Source organism: Tautonia plasticadhaerens, assembly GCF_007752535.1.
Taxonomy (GTDB): Bacteria; Planctomycetota; Planctomycetia; order Isosphaerales; family Isosphaeraceae; genus Tautonia; species Tautonia plasticadhaerens.
The window spans coordinates 1,360,672-1,383,213 of record NZ_CP036426.1; the positions used below are offsets into that span (position 1 = coordinate 1,360,672).

The 22,542-nt window shown below is 69.2% G+C and carries 19 protein-coding genes; 6 read left to right on the forward strand and 13 right to left on the reverse strand.

From position 1 onward, the window contains the following. The first annotated feature begins 120 nt into the window (after window positions 1-120). Together ElP_RS05140 and ElP_RS05145 are read left to right on the forward strand one after the other, a co-directional pair. Window positions 121-2,997: a cytochrome c biogenesis protein gene (locus ElP_RS05140; RefSeq protein WP_145267611.1), complete on the forward strand. Its 2,877-nt coding sequence runs from the start codon at window positions 121-123 to the stop codon at window positions 2,995-2,997. Window positions 2,998-3,151: 154 nt separating this feature from the next. Further along, entirely contained in the window at window positions 3,152-4,507 is a 1,356-nt protein-coding gene (locus tag ElP_RS05145; protein ID WP_145267612.1) for an alkaline phosphatase family protein, read from the forward strand. Window positions 4,508-4,568: 61 nt separating this feature from the next. On the opposite strand, the gene ElP_RS05150 is transcribed toward ElP_RS05145, so the two are convergent. The 5 genes from ElP_RS05150 to gatC form a co-directional block, all read right to left on the reverse strand. After that, a complete protein-coding gene (locus tag ElP_RS05150) occupies window positions 4,569-5,594 on the reverse strand; it encodes a phosphotriesterase family protein (protein WP_145267613.1) in 1,026 nt (341 codons plus the stop codon). 31 nt (window positions 5,595-5,625) lie between these two features. Continuing rightward, complete coding sequence (locus ElP_RS05155) at window positions 5,626-6,540, reverse strand: sugar phosphate isomerase/epimerase family protein (RefSeq protein WP_145267614.1); 915 nt, start codon at window positions 6,538-6,540, stop codon at window positions 5,626-5,628. Window positions 6,541-6,590: 50 nt separating this feature from the next. Next, window positions 6,591-8,090 carry an Asp-tRNA(Asn)/Glu-tRNA(Gln) amidotransferase subunit GatB gene (gene gatB / locus ElP_RS05160; protein ID WP_231749492.1) on the reverse strand — a complete coding sequence of 500 codons (1,500 nt, stop codon included), beginning with the start codon at window positions 8,088-8,090 and terminating at the stop codon, window positions 6,591-6,593. A gap of 11 nt (window positions 8,091-8,101) precedes the next feature. Further along, the gene (gatA, locus tag ElP_RS05165) at window positions 8,102-9,598 is read right to left on the reverse strand and encodes an Asp-tRNA(Asn)/Glu-tRNA(Gln) amidotransferase subunit GatA (RefSeq protein ID WP_145267615.1); all 1,497 of its coding nucleotides are present in this window, start codon (window positions 9,596-9,598) and stop codon (window positions 8,102-8,104) included. Between the two features lie 70 nt (window positions 9,599-9,668). After that, window positions 9,669-9,956 carry an Asp-tRNA(Asn)/Glu-tRNA(Gln) amidotransferase subunit GatC gene (gene gatC / locus ElP_RS05170; RefSeq protein ID WP_145267616.1) on the reverse strand — a complete coding sequence of 96 codons (288 nt, stop codon included), beginning with the start codon at window positions 9,954-9,956 and terminating at the stop codon, window positions 9,669-9,671. 265 nt (window positions 9,957-10,221) lie between these two features. On the opposite strand from gatC, the gene ElP_RS05175 reads away from it, so the two are divergent. Both ElP_RS05175 and ElP_RS05180 read left to right on the forward strand, forming a co-directional pair. Continuing rightward, on the forward strand, window positions 10,222-11,499 hold the full coding sequence (locus ElP_RS05175) for a bifunctional UDP-N-acetylglucosamine diphosphorylase/glucosamine-1-phosphate N-acetyltransferase GlmU (protein WP_231749494.1): 1,278 nt from the start codon (window positions 10,222-10,224) through the stop codon (window positions 11,497-11,499). A gap of 138 nt (window positions 11,500-11,637) precedes the next feature. Then, entirely contained in the window at window positions 11,638-12,141 is a 504-nt protein-coding gene (locus ElP_RS05180; RefSeq protein WP_145267617.1) for a pyridoxamine 5'-phosphate oxidase family protein, read from the forward strand. Window positions 12,142-12,168: 27 nt separating this feature from the next. Here ElP_RS05180 and prmC read toward each other — a convergent pair whose 3' ends face one another. The 8 genes from prmC to ElP_RS05220 form a co-directional block, all read right to left on the reverse strand. Further along, complete coding sequence (gene prmC / locus ElP_RS05185; protein WP_231749496.1) at window positions 12,169-13,047, reverse strand: peptide chain release factor N(5)-glutamine methyltransferase; 879 nt, start codon at window positions 13,045-13,047, stop codon at window positions 12,169-12,171. A gap of 4 nt (window positions 13,048-13,051) precedes the next feature. Then, window positions 13,052-14,119: a peptide chain release factor 1 gene (gene prfA, locus ElP_RS05190; RefSeq protein ID WP_145267618.1), complete on the reverse strand. Its 1,068-nt coding sequence runs from the start codon at window positions 14,117-14,119 to the stop codon at window positions 13,052-13,054. Window positions 14,120-14,368: 249 nt separating this feature from the next. Continuing rightward, window positions 14,369-14,656: a type B 50S ribosomal protein L31 gene (locus tag ElP_RS05195; RefSeq protein ID WP_145267619.1), complete on the reverse strand. Its 288-nt coding sequence runs from the start codon at window positions 14,654-14,656 to the stop codon at window positions 14,369-14,371. Between the two features lie 159 nt (window positions 14,657-14,815). After that, window positions 14,816-15,631: a TlpA family protein disulfide reductase gene (locus ElP_RS05200; protein ID WP_145267620.1), complete on the reverse strand. Its 816-nt coding sequence runs from the start codon at window positions 15,629-15,631 to the stop codon at window positions 14,816-14,818. 221 nt (window positions 15,632-15,852) lie between these two features. After that, window positions 15,853-16,458, reverse strand: coding sequence for a thioredoxin family protein (locus tag ElP_RS05205; protein ID WP_145267621.1), 606 nt, complete (start codon window positions 16,456-16,458; stop codon window positions 15,853-15,855). A gap of 420 nt (window positions 16,459-16,878) precedes the next feature. After that, complete coding sequence (locus tag ElP_RS05210; RefSeq protein WP_231749498.1) at window positions 16,879-18,189, reverse strand: sensor histidine kinase; 1,311 nt, start codon at window positions 18,187-18,189, stop codon at window positions 16,879-16,881. Window positions 18,190-18,269: 80 nt separating this feature from the next. Beyond that, window positions 18,270-18,617 carry a hypothetical protein gene (locus tag ElP_RS05215; RefSeq protein ID WP_145267622.1) on the reverse strand — a complete coding sequence of 116 codons (348 nt, stop codon included), beginning with the start codon at window positions 18,615-18,617 and terminating at the stop codon, window positions 18,270-18,272. A 324-nt stretch (window positions 18,618-18,941) separates the two neighbouring features. Beyond that, window positions 18,942-19,424 (reverse strand): hypothetical protein, encoded by a 483-nt coding sequence (locus tag ElP_RS05220; protein WP_145267623.1) that lies wholly within the window; start codon window positions 19,422-19,424, stop codon window positions 18,942-18,944. Window positions 19,425-19,595: 171 nt separating this feature from the next. On the opposite strand from ElP_RS05220, the gene ribA reads away from it, so the two are divergent. Both ribA and ElP_RS05230 read left to right on the forward strand, forming a co-directional pair. Further along, a complete protein-coding gene (gene ribA, locus ElP_RS05225; RefSeq protein WP_145267624.1) occupies window positions 19,596-20,843 on the forward strand; it encodes a GTP cyclohydrolase II in 1,248 nt (415 codons plus the stop codon). Between the two features lie 167 nt (window positions 20,844-21,010). Beyond that, on the forward strand, window positions 21,011-22,399 hold the full coding sequence (locus ElP_RS05230; RefSeq protein WP_145267625.1) for a TlpA family protein disulfide reductase: 1,389 nt from the start codon (window positions 21,011-21,013) through the stop codon (window positions 22,397-22,399). The last annotated feature ends 143 nt before the right edge of the window (window positions 22,400-22,542 follow it).

Here is a 22,542-nt window from a genome sequence, read left to right on the forward strand (position 1 = left end):
GGATCGTCTCGAGCGGCCCCGGCCGACCCTCCCCCCCCTCGGCAGCCGCGCCGCCCTCGGCGGCCCCCTCGCCCCGGGGCGACGGACCCGCGCTCCTCACCGAAGAAAGGCGACCGGACCATGAGCACCCTCCGCGTATCCGCGAGGTTCGGCATCGGCCTGGCGATGGCCCTGGCGGCCCTGGCGGCCCCGGGCCGGTCCCGGGCCGACTCCGAGGCGAAGACCACCCCGCCCGGCCCCGAGGAGTCGGCCTACCGGGCCCTCTCCCGGGCCGTCCTCATGCACGAGGGACGACCCAAGCCGTACGACACCGTCGCCCGGCAGGAGGTGAAGGCCATCACCGGCCGACAGGCCTTCTCCCCGATCGGCCCCGACGGCGAGGAAGGGCCCGCGTGGGGCCCCGTCGCCGCCCTGTTCAGCTGGAAGAACGCCCCGGACTACTGGGACGACCAGCGGTTCATCCTCGCCGAATACCTCCCGCTCCGCCGGATGCTGCTCTCCGGCCCGATCGAGTCGCTCCTGGGGGCGATCGCCGCCGACCCCGAGGTGTCCGAGGATCTCAGGTCGACGTCCCGGTCCATCCTCGACCGTCATGAGCAGGCCGACGGCCCCGACGCCCTCGTCTCCGCCGACGAGTTGAAGGGGATCGCCCGGGACCCCGGCCTCCCCGACCGGCTCCAGGATCAGGTCGAGGCGATGGCCCATCGCATCGACGGCCACGAGAAATTCCTCACGCCGAGGGAGTTGGAGGAGTCCAACGTACGTGTCGGCGGCCGCCAGGTGACGCTCCGGCAATGGTACATGGACGTCGCCATGAGGTCCCGGCGAGACCCGGCCACGGGCGTCCCCCCGGCCCAGACCCCGCTGGAGAAGAAGTTCGGCGAGGTCTTCAACCGCCTGACCCGGTATCAGGCCATCCGGGGCGACCACGGCTCGGGGATGCTCGGCGCCGAGGTTGAGGTCGACCGCATGATCCCCCGGCCCGCCAATGAGCGGTACGTCGAATACCTGGGGGCGACCCGGGAGAAGTACGACGCGTTCGTCGAGGAGAACAAGGAGACGCTCAACCTCCCGCGGATCGACCGCGTCAAGCGAGACATGCGGGACGTGAAGCTGATCCAGCTGGAGACGCCCGGGGGTCAGGAATACCCGCTCGACCAGTTCGTCGCCATCCTCGCCGACGTGCCCGGGGCCGACTTCAACCCGGTCGAGCGCGACGCCCTGGCCACGCTGGCCGAGTTCTACAGCGAACTCCAGGCCGACGACCGCAAGATGCCCGGCGCCGACGCGGATGCCGACGAGCAGCTGATCACCTGGCTCGCCTCCGACGCCGACTGGGCGCCGATGGGACTGATCCTCGACGCCGACGCCGACGAGCTGGCCGAGGCCGGCTACGACCGCGACCGGGTGGTCGCCTTCCGGGACGCCCTCGCAGAGGCCCAAGCGGCCGAGGTCGAAGAACCCGGCTCGCTGATCGAGGCCCAGGCCGAGGCGGTCGTCTCCTCGGCCCGAGCGCTAGCCGACGGGGTCAACCGATACCCGAGCGTGACCGAGGTCGATCGCGAGGTCCACTACAACACCTTCGCCCCCTTCTACAAGGCCCCCACCTACTACGGCCTCGGCTTCGCCCTGCTCGGGCTCTGCCTGATGATCGGCACGATCGGCGGCGGGGCCTCGGGGATGATCCGAAAGGTGCTCTACGGCCTCGGGCTGCTCGGGCTCGTCGGCGGTATCGGGCTGGAGGTCTATGGGTTCGCGCTGCGGATCCTGATCTCGGGCTGGGCCCCGGTGACCAACCTCTACGAGACGGTGATCTGGGTCGCCCTGATCGCCGCGGTGATCGGCTTGACGCTGGAGGCGGTCTACCGTCGCGTCTACCCGGCGGCGGCGGCGGCGGGCGTGGCGATGTTCTGCACGATCATCGCCGCCAACGCCCAGAGCGTGCTCAACCCGAATATCGAGGCGCTCAACCCGATCCTCCGCAGCAACTACTGGCTGACGATCCACGTCATCACGATCGTCTCCAGCTATGCGGCCTTCGCCCTGGCCCTGGGCCTGGGCCTGATCGGGACCTGGTTCTACCTGACGGCCCCGTATCGACGGGACGTGGGCGTGAACGAACTGGCCCGGCCGCTGGCGGCGGTGCCGGTGCTCGCCGGCCTGGGGGCGGTGGGCATCTACGGCTCCTACAACGCCGGGGTCTCGGGCACGACCGAGCTGATCCGGCTCTGGGGACTGGGGATGACCGCCAGCGACCTCTTGTTCTTCGGGGGCTGGGCGCTCGCCTCGGCGGGGATCGCCGTGTTCGTGATGGTCGTCAGCGGCCTGCTCGGCGAGTTCCTCGCCCGGCTGACGTTGAGGAACCAGCTCGGCCCGGTTGAGCAGTCGGCCGAGGTGACGCCCGACGGCGCGGCCTCCGCGACGGCCGACTCGGCCTCCTCCGCCGGGGGAGGCACGGCGACGATCGCCCGGCCGAGCATCGCCGAGATCAAGGCCCGGATCGCCGAGGGCCGAGGCGGCACGGGCGATTCCCCCCGAGTGCGGGCCATGCGGGAGAGGGCCGAGCAGGTCAAGCCGGTCGCCAGCTTCGTGTACCGGGCGTTGCAGGTCGGCGTGCTGCTGGTCGCCGCCGGCACGATCCTCGGCGGGGTCTGGGCCGACTACTCCTGGGGCCGCTTCTGGGGCTGGGATCCCAAGGAGGTCTCGGCGCTGATCACCCTGCTCGTGTACCTGATCCCGCTACACGGCCGGTTCGCCGGCTGGATCAACAGCTTCGGGATGACGATGGCAGCGGTCCTCTGCTTCAATTCCGTGTTGATGGCCTGGTACGGCGTCAATTTCCTGCTCGGCGTCGGGCTGCACAGCTACGGCTTCGCCGAGGGCGGCAACCAGGGGGCGGTCCTGCTCTCCGCCCTGGTCGTCAGCTCGTTGAGCTTCGGCGCCATCTGGCGGCGATCGCTCGCCAAGAAGGACCTCCCCCAGACCGCAACGGCCTGACGCCGTCGCGATCGGGATGGATCGACGACCTGGCCCGCCTGCCCGCCCGAGACTCCGGGACGGGCAGGCGGGCCGTTTCGTTTCCCGGGGCGTCGTGCCTCGGTATCATGTCGGCCTGACCGTGTTCGACCGAGCCGCCAGGAGTCCGCCGATCGTGCCCGAGTCCTCGACCGCCCCGATCGTCCTGGTCAGCGCGGTGGGCCTGACCCGCACGCTCTTGCCGATGGCCCCGCGTCTCTCGGCGCTGGCCGGGCGGGGGTGGAGCCGTCCCGTGCTCGACTGCGAGCCCGCCGTCACCTGCTCGGCCCAGGCGACGCTGCTGACCGGCCGCCCTCCCCGCGATCACGGCATCGTCGGCAACGGTTGGCTGTTCCGGGACACGAGGGAGATCCGCTTCTGGCAGCAGTCGAACGCCCTGATCCAGTCCGAGCCGCTGTACGAGACGGCCCGACGTCGGGCGGCCGATCGGGGCCGATCGCTCCGGGTGGCCAAGCTGTTCTGGTGGTACAACCAGGGGGCCGAGGTCGACCTGAGCGTGACGCCGAAGCCCCTCTATGGCGCCGACGGCGGCAAGGTGTTCGGCATCTGGGGATCGCCCCCCGAGTTGCCCGCCCGGCTGGAGCGATTGATCGGCCCGTTCCCCTTCCCCTCGTTCTGGGGCCCGATGGCGGGGCTGCCCGCGACCCGATGGATTGCCCGATGTGCCGCCGAGGTGCTCTCGGCCGATCGGCCGGATCTGACGCTGGTCTACCTGCCCCACCTCGACTACGAGCCGCAGCGGCTCGGCCCCTCCGGCTGCGACATGGCCCGGCTCGTCGGCGAGCTGGACGAGGCGGCGGCCCCGCTGCTCGACGCCGCGAAGGCCGTCGGCGCCCGGGTCTGGGTCTTCGGCGAGTACGGCCACAGTGACGTGGTTCGGCCGGTGCTGCCGAACCGGGCCCTCCGCGACGCCGGGATGCTGGCCGTCCGCCCCGGGCCGTACGGGGACCAACTGGAGACCTTCCAGGGCCGGGCGTTCGCCGTCTGCGACCACCAACATGCACACGTCTACGTCCAACGGGCCGAGGATCTCCGCGAGGTCCGGGACCTGCTCGTCGCGTTGCCCGGGGTCGATCGGGCGTTCATCGGCGAGGAGCGGGCGGAGATCGGGCTCGACCACTCCCGTTCCGGGGAGATCGTCCTCCGGGCCGCTTCCGATGCCTGGTTCGCCTATCCGTTCTGGCTCGACGACGCCCAGGCGCCCGACTACGCCCGGACCGTGGACATCCACCGCAAGCCCGGCTACGACCCCTGCGAGCTGTTCTTCGACCCCAGTCTCACCGCCCCCAAGATCAGGGCCATGCGACGGCTCATCCAGAAGAAGCTCGGCTTCCGGACGTTGATGGATCTGATCCCGCTCGATCCGTCGATCGTGCGGGGAAGCCACGGGTGCCCGAGCGAGTCGGACGACGACCGTCCCGTCCTCATCGGCGACGGCCCCGCCCCCCCCCCGAACGGGCCGTGGCGATGACCGGCATCCGTGACCTGATCCTCTCGGCGATCGGCCTGGATGATTGACCAATCCGGCAGGGTCAGCGTGCCGGGCGGACCCGAATGGAGAAAGCCTCGGCCGGATTGGAGACCGTCAGACGTGTTCGCTCGCCCTCCGAGAAGCCGGCGTCTTGCAAGGCGGGCAGGAACTGTTCGAAGAGGGTGTCGTAGGGCCGGAACGGTCCTCCTCCCGGCTCGCCGACCTGATACCAGCCCGCGTCGTGGGACAGCAGGACTCGACCCAGTTGTCCGCGATCCTTCATCCGTCGGACGAACGAGACGTGTTCCTCGATGCTCGACGGCCCGATGGCGTCGAACTCGATCCAGGCACCGAGGCCGGCCGCCTCGGCGTGGAGGTCGGCGTCCTTTTCGTTCTGGGCGTGGACCCAGATGAACGCCGAGGGGTCGACCCCTTCGGCCCGAAGGATTTCGATGCCCTCCCTCGCGGCTCGACCGTCACCGCAGTGGCACGCGATCACCAGGCCGGTCCGGAGGTGCGTCCTCGCGGTGGCCCGCACGAGCTTCCGGCTGAGTCCCGGGAGGGGGCCGGCATCCACACCAATCTTGATGAATCCCGGCTTGATCCCCGATCCGGCGATCCCGCGTTCCCATTCCTCGGCCCATCGTTCGGCCAGTCGTTCGGCCGACTCGTCGCGGGCGTGGTCGGGAAGATGCTTGCCGCCTGCGGCGTTGTAATACCCGGTGTTCGTGAGGATGTGGAGGCCGGTCGCCTGGGACAGCCTGGCCAGCAGGGATGGGTCGCGGCCGAGGTATGCCGGCGTGCAGTCGCAGAGTGCGTCACAGCCGAGCCCCCGGATGACCTCCAGGTGGGGGAGGACGACGTCGACCACCTCCTCTTCGTCGTATCGCTCAGGCGACACGATCGCCGGATTGGCGGTGTCGAGGATGATGTGCTCGTGGGGGAGCGTCGTGCCCAGGTCGGCCGGGTTGATCGGGCCGAGCACGGTCATGACCATCGGAGGGGCCTCGGCCTCGGCCGGCTCCCAAGTCAGGAGGGGCAGCGAGGCCGAGGCGGTGGTGGCCCGGAGCCATTCGCGACGGTTCATGGGGACCTCGGTGGGAGGCCGATTTCGGGGCTCAGCCCATGCCGAAGCAACGGTCCATCCGGGTGGCCACGTCCTCGAGGTAGTCGGCGTCGCCGCCTCGCAGTTCGGCCGTGGCCCAGCCCCGATAGCCGATCTCGTCGATCGCCTGGACGACGGCCGGCCAATCGACCGAGCCCTCGCCGAGCGGGACGTTGAAGCCCTTGGCCAGGCCCTCGTTCATCTGGATGTCCCGGCTGTACTCCTTGACGTCGAGCTTGACGATCCGGTCGCCGAGGATTCGGACCCATTGCTCGGGCCAGCCGAAGCGGACGACGTTGCCGATATCGAAGTAGGCGCCGACGCGATCACTCTCGAACTCGTCGATGTAACGGGCGAACTCCAGCGGGCTGAGCAGGAAATTATTCCAGACGTTCTCGAAGGCGACGGTGATGCCCAATTCCTCGGCCTTCGGCAGCAGCGAGCGGACTTCGGCCTGGGAGCGGTCGTAGGCGTCGGCGTAGGAGATCGACTCGTTCACGACGGCCGGGACGAGCAGGACGGTCGTCCCGCCGTAGGCCTTGCAGTCTTCCAGAGCGGTCGTCATGCCGGAGACGGTCTTCGCGCGGACCTCGGGATCGGGGTGGGAGAGCGGGCTGGACCAGTGCGTCGAGCAGACGCAGCCGTGGATGATCAGTCCGGATTCGTCCCGGGCGCGGATCACCTCTTCACGCGGCAGGTCGTTCGGGCTGTCCATGTCGACGCCGTCGAAGCCGCACACCTTGATCAGCTTGAACCGCTCGACCAGCGGCAGGTCTCGGGGCGCCATGCCGATCTTGATCGCCTTGCGGATCGGGGGGCCGGCGGTGGTCTCCTGCGCGGCCAGGGAGGCCGAGGGCCGGATGCCGGAGGCCAGCGAGGCGGCCAGGCCGAGGCCGGACGAGCGGAGGAACGAGCGTCGGTTGGTCATTGGCGGTGGGCTCCGGGTCCCGGTTCGGTCGGGGGATCTGTTCACCTGGATCAGTGGCCCAGCTCGGCGAGCCGGGCCTCGAGCAGCTCGACGACGAGGGCGGGGTCGGCCTTGCCCTGGGTCTGCTTCATCACCTGGCCCCGGAGCCAGCCCTTCACGGCCTCGGGCTTCTTCTTCCCCCCGGCGAGGTCTTCGAGCGCCTTGGGATTGGCCTCGATCGTCGAGGCGACGACCGCGGCCAGTTCGTCCTTGTCGCCGATGAGCCCGTACCCGCCCTCGGCAATAATCGCATCGGCGGGCTTGCCGGTGTCGATCATCCGGGAGAGCACCTCTCGCCCTTGATTCGTGTTCAGCTCCTTGCGCTTGACCCGCTTGATGAGGTCGGAGAGCGCCTCGGGGCCCACGGGGAAGTCGGCCAGGGCGAGCTTCTTCTCCTTGATCTCGCGGAGGACGTCCTGCTGGATCCAGTTGCTCGCCAGTTTCGCCTCGCCGGCCTCCCGGGCGACGGCGTCGAAGTAGTCGGCCACGTCCTGGCCCTGCTCGACGAGGACGTTGGCGTCGTAGGCCGAGAGGCCGTACTCCGACTCGAACCGCGATCGGCGGGCCATGGGAAGCTCGCCGATTTCCGCGCGGAGCCGGGCGATCCAGGCGTCGTCGACCTCGACGGGGACGAGGTCCGGCTCGGGGAAGTAGCGGTAGTCGGCGGCGGTCTCCTTCTCCCGCTGGACCTTCGTCTCGCCGGCGGCGTCGCTCCAGCCTCGCGTCTGCTTGGGGGCGTCCTCGATGGTGAGGCCTGTCTCCTCCCAGTCCTTGAACTGCCGCTCGACCTCGTAGTGCAGCGCCTTCTCGACGGCGCTGAAGCTGTTCATGTTCTTGATCTCGACGATCGGCGTGGCGACCGTCCTGCCGTCAGCGGTGCGGATGTGGAGATTCACGTTGGCGTCGCACCGGAGGCTCCCCTCCTGCATCTCGCAATCGGAGACGCCGAGGTAGCGGAGCGTCAGCCGCAGCTCCTCCAGGCAGCCCCTGGCGTCGGCCGGGTCGCGGAGGTCGGGCTCGGTGACGATCTCCAGGAGCGGGACTCCGGCGCGGTTGAGGTCCACCTCGGACATCCCGCCGGCGGCGTGGATCATCTTGCCGGTGTCCTCCTCCAGGTGGATGCGCGTCAGTCGGACGTCGCCGCCCCCGCCGCCGTCCTTGCGGGCCGGGATCGGCAGCCCGCCTCCGGTGCTGAAGGGGAGGTCATACTGGCTGATCTGGTAGTTCTTGGGCAGGTCGGGGTAGTAGTAGTTCTTGCGATCCCACTTCGTGAAGCGGGCGACCTCCGCGCCGAACGCCAGCGCCGTCTTCAGGGCCAGGTTGAACGCCTTGCCGTTCATGACCGGCAGCGTGCCCGGCAGGCCGAGCGAGACCGGGTCGGTCTGGGTGTTCGGAGGGAGGCCGAACTCGGTGCCGCAACCGGAGAACATCTTGCTCTCGGTCTGCAGCTGGACATGAATCTCGAGGCCGATGATGATGTCGTAGTCCATGGAAGTCGCGGTGGCGTCCATCGGTCCTCGGCTCAGTCCAGCGTCGGTCGCTTGGTGTTCCAGTCGGTGGCACGCTCGAAGGTCCGGGCGGCGCGGAGGAGGGTCTCCTCGGCGAAGGCGGGGGCCTGGAGCTGGATGCCGATCGGCAGGCCGGACTTGGTCAGGCCGCCCGGGAGGCTGATCCCGGGGATGCCGGCGAGGTTGGCCGGGCCGGTGTAGACGTCGAGCAGGTACATCGCCAGCGGGTCGCTGATCTTCTCCCCGACCTTGAAGGCGGGGACCGGGCTGGTCGGGCCGAGGATCACGTCGACGTCACGGAATGCACGGTCGTAGTCGTCACGGATCAGGCGGCGGACCTTCAACGCCCGGACATAATATTGATCGGCGTACCCGGCGGAGAGGACGAACGTGCCGAGCATGATCCGTCGGGTCACCTCGGGTCCGAACCCTTCGGCCCGGGAGGCCATCATCATGCGGATCAGGGCGGGGAGATCCTTCTCGACCTCGGACTTCGGTCCGAAGTCCTCGGCTCGGTGGCCGAAGATGGTCCCGTCATATCGGGCGAGGTTGCTGGAGGCCTCTGCCGGGGCAACGATGTAATAGGCGGGGATGGCCTGCGTGGTGTTGGGGAGGGAGATCTTGGAGACGGTCGCCCCTTCGGACTCGAAAATCCGGGAGGCCTCCCGGACGGCCGACTCGATCTCCGGGTCCAGGCCTTCGCCGAAGAATTCCCGGGCGATGCCGACCCGGAGCGGGCGTTCGCCCTTCGACTCGATGGCGGTGAGGTAATCGGGCACCGGGAGGTCGACGCTGGTCGCGTCCCTCGGATCCTGCCCGGCGATGACCGAGAGGACCCGGGCGACGTCGGCCACTTCGCGACCGAACGGGCCGATCTGGTCGAGCGAGCTGGCGAAGGCGACGAGGCCGTAGCGGCTGACCCGCCCATACGTGGGCTTCAGGCCAACAGTGCCCGTCAACGCCGCGGGCTGCCGGATCGAGCCGCCGGTGTCGCTCCCCAATGCCGTCGGGGCGAGCGAGGCGGCCACGGCCGAGGCGGCCCCGCCGGAGGAGCCGCCCGGCGACCGGTCGGTGTCCCAGGGGTTGCGGGCCGGGCCGTAGGCACTGGTCTCGTTGGACGAGCCCATCGCGAACTCGTCCATGTTCAGGCGGCCGAGCAGGATGGCGTCGGCCTCCCGGAGCTTGCCGATCACGGCGGCGTCGAACGGCGGCCGGTAGTTCGAGAGCATCCGGCTGCAGCAGGTGGTCGGCTCCCCCCGGCGACAGATATTGTCTTTGATGGCGATCGGCACGCCGGCGAGTGGGCCGAGCGGCTCGCCGGACCTACGGCGGGCGTCGATCGCCCGGGCCTGCTCCAGGGCGGGCTCGGGGTCGAAGTCGAGCAAGGCATTGAGCCGGGCGTTGTAGGCGACGACGCGATCGACGAAGCCCCGAACGGCCTCCTCGCTCGAGAAGGAGCCCGAGGAATAGCCGTCCAGCAAGCCGGAAATCGTCGCGCCCAGCGGGTCCATGAAGGCGGTCGTCCTCTCAGGTGCGGTCTCGGGGGGATCGGGGAAGCCGTCGTGCGGACCTCCCGTCGGCTCACTGGAGCACGGCGGGCACGAGGAATGCCTCGTGGTTTCGCCTCGGGGCGTTGGACAGCGCCTCTTCCCGGGGGAGGGGGTCGGTCCGACGGTCCTCCCGGAAGACGTTCCGGACCTCGACCCCGTGGGCCAGCGGTTCCACACCGGAGACGTCGACCTGCTGGAGCTGCTCGACGTAATGGATGATTTCGTTGATCTGATCGGTGTAGGTTTCCAGCTCCTCCGGACCGATGCGGAGGCGGGCAAGCAGGGCGACCTTGGCGATCTCCTCGGCACTGAGGTTCATCAGAAAGGGCTCCAGTCCGATCCGTTGCATGCCGTCGAACGCGGGCCTAGCGTCTGGGTCGTGATCGCTTCCCGAGTAGTCCGCCGGCCCGGACGCGGCCACTATACGGGACACGATCCTCCGGCTTCAAGGTTCACGGGCTCCCTCGCGCCGACCCGGGCCGATTTGACCGGTCGTTCGGCCGTCGCTAGCATCGGTCGGAGAGGCATCGGGGCCCCGGGAGCGGGCCGGGCTCGGGTCGGGGCCCCCGGGGCGATTTCCTTCGATGAGCGGAGCAATCATGCAGGGTCCGGTGGCAATCATCCTGGCGGCCGGTCAGGGGAAGCGGATGCGGTCGGATCGGGCCAAGGTCCTGCACGAGGTCTGCGGCCAGCCGATGATCCGATACGTCGTCGACGCGGCCCGGGGAGCGGGGGCGAAGTCGATCATCGTCGTGGTCGGCTTCGGCGCCGATCAGGTCCGGACCGCCCTCGCCGACGAGCCCGACGTCCATTTCGTGACCCAGCATCGGCAACTCGGCACCGGAGACGCGGTGATCGCCTGCCGCCCGCTTCTGGACGGCTATCGGGGGCCGGCCCTCGTGCTCGTCGGGGACGAGCCACTGCTGAGGGCCGGTCCGCTCGGCGACCTGCTCCAGCGTCAGCAGTTCGAGCAGCTCGATTGCCTGATGGGCACCGCCGTCGTGCCCGACCCCTCCGGATTCGGCCGCATCCTCCGGGACTCCGCCGGGCGGTTCCTGCGGATCGTCGAGCAGCGGGACTGCACCCCCGAAGAAGCCGCGATCCGGGAGATCAACCCGAGCTGCTACGTCTTCGAGCTGCCGATCCTCTGGGATGCGCTCGGCCGCCTCGACACGTCCAACGCCCAGGGCGAATATTACTTGACCGACGCCCCCGAATTGCTCATCCAGATGGACCGGAGCGTCTCAGCCGTGCCGGTGCTCGACGCCGAGGACGTGCTCGGCGTGAACACCAGGGAGCACCTGGCCGAGGCCCACGTCGTGATGCAGCGACGGATCCAGTCCAGGCTGATGGACGATGGGGTCAGCATCGTCGACCCCAGGAACACCTCGATCGACGGCCGCGCGGAAATCGGCCCCGAGACGACGATCTACCCCTTCACGGTCATCAGCGGCCGGGTGAGGATCGGCCGGGGATGCAGGGTCGGGCCGTTCTCGCATCTGAGGGACGGCACCGTGCTGGAGGACGGCGCGGAGGCGGGCGCGTTCGTCGAGGTGAGCCAATCGACCCTCGAGCCCGGCTCCCGGGCCAGACACCTGGCCTACCTGGGGAACGCGCGGGTCGGCGAGGGTGCGAACATCGGCGCCGGCACGATCACGGCGAACTTCGACGGGCGGGTCAAGGCGCAGACCCTGATCGAGCCCGGTGCCTTCATCGGCTCCGGTGCGGTCCTGATCGCCCCGGTCACCATCGGCCGGGGGGCGACGGTCGGCGCCGGGGCGGTCGTACCCAAGGGGAAGGACGTGGCACCCGGCCAGACCGTGGTCGGCGTCCCGGCCCGGCCGATCGGGGAGTCGGAATAGCGCGTCCTGCCCGGTCGGCGATCCCGGGTGGTCCCGGGCCCGGCATCATCCCTCGCCCGGTTTCGCCGGCATGAGGACCGGCATGCCGCTTGCAATTCTCGATCGCGAATTCCCGTCCCGATGCGCGAGGAGAACGACATGGCCACGGAGCGAACCCGAAACGAGGACGTCCGGAGGCTCGGCGAGCTGATCGCCGACCTCGGCGTCGCGATGATGACGACGGTCGAGCCGGATGGCACTCTCCGGAGCCGACCGATGCAGACTCACGTGGACGGCGAGTTCGACGGGACCCTCTGGTTCTTCACCCGAGAGCACTCGACCAAGGTCTTCGACATCGGTCGGGATCGGCACGTGAACCTGGGCTTCGCCTGCCCGAAGTCCGAGAAGTACGTTTCCATCGCCGGCAAGGCCCGCCTCGTGCAGGATCGCCAGCGGGCCGAGCGGATGTGGACCCCGGCCTACGAGGCGTGGTTCCCGAAGGGGCTGGATGATCCCGAGTTGGCCCTGATCCGGGTCGAGGCCGACAAGGGGGAGTTCTGGGATACCGCCCCCGGCGCGGTCGTCCACGCCGTCGGCTATCTCAAGGCGAAGTTGACGGGCGAGTCGCACAAGCCGGCCGATCACGAGAAAGTCGACCTTTGACCCGACAGGCCATGATCGTTGGCCGGATCATCCGTCGCGACGACGGGCTCGGATGACCCTGGGGTGTCCGGCGCCGTCCCGGACGGTGGGTGCCGGTTCCAACTCGGGAAAGGACCCGAGCAGATCCCGGACGGGCTGCTCCTGATCCGATCCGATTTCCAGGATGAGGTGGCCCCCCGGCTTCAGCAGGGGTGCCGCCTGCTCGATCAGCCGGGAGACGACCCGGAGGCCGTCCTCGCCGCCATCGAGGGCGAGGTGCGGCTCGAACTCGCGGACACCGGCGTCGAGGGTCGGGATCACGCCCGTCGGGATATACGGCGGGTTCGAGATGATCACGTCGAACGGGCCTCGGTCGGCCACCGGGGCGAGGAGATCCCCCTCGACGAACTCGACGCGATCGGAGAGGCGGTGTCGCTCGGCGTTGGACCGGGCGACGGCCAGGGCGTCCGGGCTGAGATCGATGGCCACCAGCCGGGCGTCGATCCGCTGGTGGGCGACCGCCAACGCGATCGCCCCGGAGCCGGTGCCGACGTCGACCACCAGGGGCTCGGCCCGGCCCTTGAGTACATCGAGGCACTCGACCACCGCGAACTCGGTGTCGGGACGGGGGATCAGGACGCCAGGGGAGACGGACAGGGGCAGGGAGAAGAACTCCTTGCGGCCGACGAGGTAGGCGACCGGCGACCCTTCGGCCCGCTTCCGGATCAGCTCACGGTAGGAGGCACGGTCGGTGGATCCCACTTCCTGGGCGTATTGCGTGTAGAGCTTAACGCGGTCGGTCTGCAGGACGTGGGAGAGCAGCACCTCGGCATCGAGCCGGGGGCTCTCGGACCCCTTGTCACGGAGGTAGGACTGCGTCCAGTTCAGGAGCCTGAGGATCGTCCAGGGCTCGTCTCGGTCGGGCACAGGTTCAGAGCTCCCCGAGTTGCTCTCGGCGGTCGTGGTGGATCATCGCGTCGGTGAGGGGGTCGAGGTCGCCGAGGATGATCCGGTCGAGGCTGTAGAGCGTCAGGTTGATCCGGTGATCCGTCACCCGGTTCTGCGGGAAGTTGTAGGTCCGGATGCGCTGGGATCGGTCGCCGGAGCCGATCAGGGTCCGACGCTGCTCGGCCCGCTCGGCGGCGGCGGCCTCCTGCATCCGGTCGAACAGCCGGGAGCGAAGCAACCGGAGGGCCTTGGCCCGATTCTTGTGCTGGCTTCGTTCGTCGCGGCAGACCACGACGATGCCGCTGGGCCGGTGGGTCAGCCGGACGGCACTCTCGGTCTTGTTCTGGTGCTGGCCACCCGGGCCCCCGGCACGCATCACGTCGGTTTCGATGTCCTCTGATCGGATGTCGACCTCGACCTCTTCCGGCTCCGGCAGGACGGCGACGGTGGCGGCCGAGGTATGGATCCGCCCCTGGGCCTCGGTCTCCGGCACCCGCTGGACCCGGTGGCCGCCGCTCTCGAACTGGAGGTGGCGGAAGGCCCCGTCGCCGTTGATGGCGAAACTGACCTCTTTCGCACCGCCCAGCTCGGTCGGGGTCAGATCCAGGACCTCGAAGGACCAGCGCTTGGACTCGCAGTACCGGCGGTACATTTCGAGGAGATCCCTGGCGAAGAGGGCCGCCTCGTCGCCGCCGGTGCCGGCCCGAATCTCCATGATGAGACCCGACCGGTCGGCCCCGGCCGCCCGGTCGTACAGCAGGTTCCGGAGGGTCTCGGCCAGCTCCTCGCGGCGAGCGCGGAGCGCTTCCAGCTCGGCCTCGGCGTAGGCCCTCATGTCGGGGTCGGACTCCTCGACCGCCATCGCCTCGGCCTCGGCGATCTGCTGCCCGAGATCGAGGTAACGCCCGTAGGGGACGGCCGATTTCGCCAGGGTCCCTCGTTCCTTCGCCAAAGCCGAGACCCGTACGGGGTCCGACGACACGTGCGGGTCGAGCAGGGCCGAGTCGACCTCGAGGAACCGGCGGTAGTCGGACTGGAGTTTCTCGAACACGCGGGAGAGTCGGCAGGAGGCCGTGGCCCGTAGGCAGGGGAGGAATCAGGGGACAATCCGAAATTCACCGGTCGATCGGTCCGGCGATCGGCAACCGTGGGGGGTCGAGGCCCGGTCGACCGCATCGGCCCGACCCGCGGCCCCCGGCGCGAAGCCGATGACCCCGGACGGCCGACGGCCCGCCCTCCGGGCCCCTGGACGCACGGGGGAGGGCCGGGCTCGACGGCCGCGGTGGTGGGCCGAGGGCGGTCAGGCCTCGGCGTCCTCGGGCTCTTCCTTCTTCTTGGCCTTGCCGTACTTGCCCTGGAACTTGCGATTGAACTTGTCGACCCGGCCGGCGGCGTCCACGAATTTCGTCTTGCCGGTGTAGAACGGGTGAGAGGCGCTGGAGACGTCGACCGTGACCAGCGGGTACTCGACGCCGTCCTTGGTGACCTTCTGGTTGGTCTTGATGGTCGATCGAGTGATGATTTCGAACCCGCTCGAGGCGTCGTGGAAGACGACCGGGCGGTAGTTGGGGTGGATGCCTTCTTTCATCGTGCTCAGGTCCGGCCGGGTAGGGAACGATCGGCGGCCCCCGGCGCACCGGGCGCGAAGGGGCCGTCTCGGGGTTCAGATTCCGTCATCATATCGCCGCGAGGCCCTATTGGGGAGGGGGTTCGCCCGCCGGGTGGGCGGCGCCTCGGCGAGATCGGGTTACTCGGACGGCTCGACCACCCCCGCGGGCTCGACGCCGAGGAGCTCGGCGACCTTGGTCTCGACCATGTCGTAGGTGAACTGGTTCTCCGGATCGTCGTAGGTGAAGCGGGCGACTTCATTCCCTTCGGCATCGTAGAGGAAGACGGCGGGGATGGTGGTGATGTTGAACGCCTCGAACGATTCGCCGAGCAGTTGGCCGTGGCGGAGGTTCTCGACCCGGGAGACGTCCAGCCCGGCCAGGAACTTCTTGGCCTCGGCGATCTGGGCCTGGTCAATGTCCTCGACCTCGGTGCCGGAATCGAAGGACAGGGCGATGACCTTCAGCCCCCGATCGGCGTACGCGCCGGCCATGTCGATCACGTGGGGGAAGTTCTCCTTGCACGGGTCGCACCAGCTGGCCCAGCAGTCGACGAGGGTCACCTTGGAGTCATTCTCCGCGATCCGAGCGAGGAGCTCATCGTGGGTCACGGCCGGCAGTTCGTCGTCTTCGGGCACGGCCCGTCCCGAGTCCTCGCCGGCCGACGCGGCGTCGCTCGCCCCCGGTTCGGTCGTCGGCACGGGGAGCGGATCGGGTTCGAGCCCAGGCTCCGCGGGCGGTTCGACGAAGGGCTCATCGTCCCCCTCGATCACGGTCGCCTCCGATTCGATCGGGGTATCACCCTGAGTGGCGTCAGGGAACTCGGGGCTGAGCACCTCTTCGGGTGTGCCCTCGATTTCTTCTCCGGCTTGGTCGGCGCAGCCGATCAGGCCCAGGCCGCCGGCCGCGAGGGCCGCGAGCAACCAGGAGGTCAAGGCGGGGGCGGGACGGATCATGGTCGGTCCTCCGGGGATGGACGGCGAGTGTCTCGGGGTGGGTCTTGGAGGGGGGCGTTCGGGGTCGTCGATCGGAGGGCCCACGCCCCACGGTCGACCGGGAGGCGGAAACGAACGACGCCCGCCGCCGGGGATGGTCCGACGACGGGCGGCGGGTGATCAGTCGAATCGATGAACGCCCGATCCGCGGGTTGGAAGCGGATCGGGAGCGTTCAACCGGCTCACTTGCGGCGGTACTGGACACCGCAGCCGATGGCCGGGGTCTCCTTGGTCTCGATCTCCTCGCCCGCCAGCAGGGCGTCGACGGCCTCGGCGACGTAGTTGGTGTCGCTGGGCTCGACCTTCAGCGGGTTCTTGTACATGGCACCCATGTAGCGGATGGTGCGGTCCTTGTCGAGGACGAAGAACTCGGGGGTCTTGGTCGAGCCGTACGCCCGGCCGATCTCCTGGGTCTCGTCGTAGCCGTAGACGTACTGCGAGTTCTTGTTCTTGACCCACTCCTTGATCTGGGGCAGCTTGTCGGCCTCGTTCTCGTTGACGCTGACGCCGACGAGCTTGACGCTCTTGCCCTCGTAGTTGTCCACGAAATCGTTGAGGTGGTCCTCGATGGCGACGACGTACGGGCAGTGATTGCCGAGGAAGACCAGGACGACGACTTCCTCCTCGATGTCGCTCAGCGAGATCGAGGCGTCCTGGCCCTTGTCGGTGGCGGGGATGCCCGAGAAGTCGGGGGCCTTCTGCCCGATGTTGACCGTCTTATTGTACTCGCCGGCCACGGCCGGGACGGCCAGGGCCAGGGCGACGAGGCTGGAGACGAACGTTCGCATCGGTGCAAGCTCCTCTGGGGGAAGTTCAGGGGATCGGGGCCGGTCCGGGTCGCGATCGCTGCAGCTGCGGTGGTTGGTGGGACGACCCGGGCCTGGAGGCGTGAGGCACGACACCTAATTCATCCATCGGGGCCGGCCCATCCCGCCGGCCCCGGTGGTTCCGCTCCGTCGGTCGCGACCCGTTATGGGCCGCCTGGAGGTTCGCTCGGTGATTTAGGAGCGACGACCCGGCTCGGGTCGGCCCGCGTTTCTTGAAAAGCCGGGGGCCGGGTCGTCCTCTCGGGTCGAGCGACAGACTAGCCGTCGCCCTTCGACCGAGTCAACCGCCTAGCGACGACCGATCGGCCTTGATCGAAGCTACGTCCAACGGCCCCGAGTTGTTCGACCGGGGAGGGATTTTTTGAATGTTCGAGCACGCATTCAAGCGGTCTCGCGGTGGCGGGGCAGCCGGATGGTGAAGGTGCTGCCGACGCCGAGCTGACTCTCGACTCCCACCTCGCCGCCGAGCGACTGGGCCAGGTGCTTGACGATCGCGAGGCCCAGGCCGGTGCCGCCGAGCGATCGGCTGCGAGCCTTGTCGACCCGGTAGAACCGCTCGAAGATGCGCGGGATGTCGTCCCGGGGGATGCCGGGGCCGGAGTCGGCCACGTCCAGGCGGACTCGCTGGTCGTCGGTCCGGGCGGCGATCCGGATCGAGGCCCCCTCGGGGGAATATTTGATGGCATTGTCGATCAGGTTGTCGAGGATCTGCCGGATCGCCTCCTCGGCCGCCCGCACCCGGACGGAATCGTCCAGGGCGTCGCACTCGGCGATCAGCCGTTGCTCCCTGGCTCGGGCCCTGGGCTCGTGGTCCGAGACGCAGGCCCGGACGATCGGTCCCAGCGCCATCGGTTCCAGCAGGAAGGGCGCGTCGCTCGACTCCAGCCGGGCGAGGCGGAGCATGTCCTGGACGAGGTTGTCCAGGCGATCCACCTGCTCGTCGATCTGATTGAGCAGGATTACGTTGACCGAGTCGTCGTGCAGGCCCCAGTCCAGCAGGGTCTCGGTGTTGACCTTGATGCTCGCAAGCGGGGTCTTCAGCTCGTGGGAGGCGTTGGCGACGAAGTCCTGCCTCATCCGTTCCAGCCGACGCAGGTCCGTCACGTCGTGGAAGACGAGCACGGCCCCCGGGGGAGGAAAACCGGGAAGGGGGGTGCCGTGCACGGCGATGGTACGCTCCTGATCGGGGGCGAGCGGGTTTCGGCCGGGGAGCGACAGCTCGGCCCGATAGGCACCCCGTCCGGCGAGCGTGGCCTCGACGGCCATCTGGATCTGGGGGCTCCGGACCAGCTCGATGACCAGTCGCCCGTCGGCGCCGCCGGCGAGGCGGAACATCCGCTGGGCGGCGGGATTGGCGAAGAGGATCCGCTGGCGGGCGTCGACGGCGAGCACACCTTCCGCCATGCCGCTGAGCACGGCGTCGAGCTTGCGGCGGTCGTCCTCCAGGCGGGCGATCCTCGACTCGATGTCGGGCACCGCCTCGTTGATCCGATCGGCCAGCCGGGAGGACGGCCCCCCGACCCTGCCCCTGAGCCGGCGGACGGGCCGCCCCCGGGCCAGCGCCTCGACCTCGCGGCCGAGTTCCTCGAGCGCCCTCTTACCCCGGAGCCAGAAGAAGGAGGCGATCGCCATCGGGACGAGCACGAGGAACAGGACGCAGGCAAGTGTCAGCGGAGTCCATCCCTCGGCCATCGCTCTCCTCGTCCCCCGGTCGGGCCGCGGCTCTCCGCCGCCCTATCGCGTGTTTGGCCTGGAGCTTGCACCTGATCCGATCATCGGGCAACCGCGACGACGATGCAACCGACTCGCATCCCGGGGCCGAACCGGCCGGAGGACTCATGCCCGATCGTTCGGCCCCGACGCACCGATCGAGGAACACCCGCATGATTCTCCACCCGAATTGGCTCGGCGTCCTCGCCCCGAGCCTGCTCGCCCTGGCCCTGGCCGGCCCGGTTGCCGCCTCGCAGATCCGGGCCGCAGCCGTGGCCTCCTCGGCGACTGTGTTCGCCCGGGACGACGACCGCGGAGACGATTTCGAGGACCTTGGCGACCGCCGAGAAGAGGCTCTCGAAGACCTCGCCGATCGCCGGGAACGCCACCTGGGGGACCGTCTTACTCATTCCCAGCACCGCTACCCGCGCCATCGGGCATTCCGCCCCCCCTTCGGCATGCCCCCGACCCATGTCGATCCCCTTCCGCCTCTCGGCTACGGGGCCTACGGGTACGGAGGACCGGTTCCCCCCTATCCCATCCCCGCCCATCCTGGGCCCTGGGGTCCGATCGGCTACGGGCCTGTGTACGGCGGCGGTGTCCCATACGGGTACGGGTTCGGTCCGAGGGGGGGACTCGATATCCCCTTCGGATTCGGTCTCGGTGGGCTCTCCATCCGCTGGTGATTCGCCTATAGTCGGGCCGGGATGTGACGCGGTCGGGCCGGGATGCGATCAGGCGTCCCGGCCGACCGAGGGGACGATCCGGTCGCCAGGCGCGAGCCGTCGGGTCGCCTCGGGAAACCCATCTTTGAGGGGGGTGACCCGTCGGATGGAGTCGACCCGGAAGTAGGCCGAATCGCCGTAGGCGAGGTCCTCGTCGAGCCGCTCGACCTCGCCGTCCTCGTACATCCAGAAGACCCCTTCGAGGCGGAAGTACCCGCCCAACCGGCCCTTGAGGAGCGTCTCGAGCGACGCCCGGTCGGTCCTCCCGAAGTATTCCGAGCTGCCGCCGGCCTCGAGGTCGACGAAGTCGATCGCGACCCAGACCGACTCTCCCGGGTCCTGGTGGGGCCGGGCGCCCGGCTCGGGGGGCTCCGCACCGCCGTCAAGTGGGGCGGTGACCCGAATCGGCTCGTCCTCCCGGAGGAGCCCCAGGGCGAGGGCGATCACCGTCGGGATCACCAGGAAGACCGAGACCAATCCGATGCGACGCATGAGCCCTTGACCCCGACCTGGCCGAGCCGATCCCTCCCGCCCAACGGCACCGATCCTACCCTCGACCCTCCGGGACCTCAACGCCGGGTGGTTCGTCGGGGTGAGGACGCCTATGATGGATCGAGGGGCGACGCCGTCGCCCGGAGCGGGGACGCAGGAGCGAGCGGGTCCATGGGGGATCATTTTTCCAAGGTCGAGGACGCGATCAAGGCGATCGCCGAAGGCCGGGCCGTGATCGTGGTGGACGCCGAGGACCGCGAAAACGAGGGAGACTTCGTGGCCGCGGCCGAGACGATCACCCCCGAACTCGTCGAATTCATGATCACCGAGGGCCGGGGACTGCTCTGCGTCCCCATCATGCCCGACCTGGCCGAGCGGCTGGGCCTGCATCCGGTCGTCGAGTTGAACACGGCCCCCCACAAGACCCCATTCCTCATCCAGGTCGACCACAAGAGCTGCCAGACCGGCATCACCGCCGCCGAGCGAGCCCTGACGATCCGGGCGATGGTCGACCCGGACGCCAGGGCGTCGGACTTCGTCCGGCCCGGCCACGTCCCGCCGCTGCTCGCCCGGGTCGGCGGGGTGCTCCGCCGGGCCGGCCACACCGAGGCGACCGTCGACCTCGCCCGGCTCGCCGGCCTCGCCCCGGCGGGCGTCCTGATCGAGATCCTCGACGGGACGGGTCGGGCCAGCCGGGAGAAGCTGCACGAGATCGCCCGGCGGTTCGACCTGCCGATCGTCTCGATCGAGGAATTGATCCGGTATCGCCGACGCCTGGAAAAGCTCGTCCACCGGGAGGCCGAGGCAAACCTCCCAACCAAGTACGGCGAGGCCCGGATCATCGGTTACGGCGTCGATCACGAGCCGGGGAACACCCCGGTGGTCATCGCCTTCGGCGACCTCAAGGGCGTCGAGGCGCCCCTCGTCCGGCTGCATTCGTCCTGCTTCACCGGCGACCTCCTCGCCTCGCTCCGTTGCGATTGCGGGGACCAACTCCACATGGCATTGGAGCAGATCTCCGAAGAGGGGACCGGGGCGTTGATCTATCTGCCTCAGGAGGGCAGGGGGATCGGCCTGATCCACAAGCTCAAGGCGTACGCCTTGCAGGACCAGGGGATGGACACCGTCGATGCGAACATCGCCCTCGGCTTCCGGGCCGACATGAGGGATTACGGCATCGGGCTGCAAATCCTCCAGGATCTCGGCCTCTCGAAGGTCCGGCTGCTGACGAACAACCCGAAGAAGGTGGACGCGTTCGTCATCAGCGGCTATGGGCTCGAGGTCGTCGACCAGGTCCCGATCATCGCCCCGGACGAGACCGCCCGACGGCGTTACCTCGACGCCAAGCGGGACCGGATGGGGCATCTGCTGCCCCTGCACGCCGACTCGCCGGGCGGCCTCGGGCCCCGGCCGGACTGACGTCCCCTTCCCGGTCGCGGGCCGATCGATCCGGCATCTCCCGACGGCGGGGTCGGATCGGCCTGGAACCCCCGGAAGTGGGGCGGGTACCATCTCGGGGCCGAATGAGGAGCCGGGACCCGGAGGATGGGCCCGGCTGATCGACCGCCCCGGAAGGGAGTCTCGCCGTGCGTAGATCATCCGCCTCCGTCTCGGCCCTGGTCGCGGCCCTCGCGATTGCGCCGGCCGCCGAGTCACGGCAGGGGCCGAATCTCGACCCTGGCCATACCCTGCTTGCCCGCGTCGCCGAGGCCTACAAGGCACTCCCGGGATACGTCGACGAGGGATCCGTCAGGCTCTCGTTCCTCGTCGCTGGCGACGACAAGACGCAGGTCGTCCCCCGGCCCTTCGCCTTCGCCCGGCCCGACCGCCTGGCGATCTCGTCGGAGCCGGCGTCGTTCCATCTCGATGGCGATCGTCAGGTCTCGGCGATCGCGGGCCGCTACCTCGTCTCCGACCCCCCCGAGTCGCTCTCCGATGAGACCCTCGCCCGGGATCCGGCAGCCTCCTACATCTTCGGCGGCCTCCCCGGCATCCCGTCGATGACCCTCTTCCGGCTGCTCACCTCGGAGGACCCATACCAGGCCATCCTGCAGGGGGTGGAGCGCCTGGAGCGGGAGCCGGAGCGTGCCGTCGACGGCATCGAGTGCCGGTCCCTCCGGATCGTCCCCTTCTCCGGCCCGGTCGTCCGACTGCTGATCGACCCGCAAACCTTCCTGGTCCGACGCATCGAGATCGTCCCGGCCCCCGGAGAATTGCCCGACGACATCCAGATCAAGGAGATCTCCTGGTCGCCGGGGACCATCATCTCCGACGTGCCCCCGGACTCCCGCTTCACCTATGCGGCACCGGAGGACGCCCGGGAGGTCGAGAGCCTCGCTGCGTTGATGGCCGGGCCCGACGGCGAGGAGCCCGGGGCCGGGCTCCTCGGCCGCCCGGCCCCACAATTCTCGCTGGAACTGCTCGCCGAGGATGACCAGGTCGAGCGCATTTCCAACACGGATCTCGAGGGGAACGTCGTCCTGATCGACGTCTGGGCGACCTGGTGTGTACCTTGCCAGCCCGAGCTACGGGCCATCGACCAGTTGCTCGACCGCTATGCCTCCGGGTCCGGTCCGGCCGCCGATCGCCTCCGCGTGATCTCCCTGAACATCGACTCTCCCCCACGACCGGATGAGGAACCCCCGGCAGAAACCGAGGAGGATGGGGAGTCCCCCGGGGACGCGGCGGTCGATCCCGTCGCCGAGATCCGGTCGAGGGTGGAGGAGCACCTCACCTCTGCCGGGCTGTCGCTCGACCGACCTCCTATCGGCCGGGTGGCGATCGACCCGGGCGGGGAGGCGACGGAAGCCCTCGACATCCAGGCCATCCCCATGCTCGTGCTGATCGACCCCGAGGGCATCGTCCGGGCCGTCCACGTCGGTGCCCCCGCCCGGGTTGTCCGGGAATTGGCCTCGAAGATCGACGCCCTGCTCGCGACCCCGCAGGGGAATGGCCCCGGTCGCAGCGACGAGTGAACCAGGTCGGAGGGGACCGGGGCGGGGCGTCCTTGAGGGCGTTCGGCCCATGTCGGATGATCGAGATCGACGGGACATCGGCCTCGGGATGCCGAGCCCGAACCGCGATCGGCTCGATGCCCTCCGGATCATCTCCCGGCATT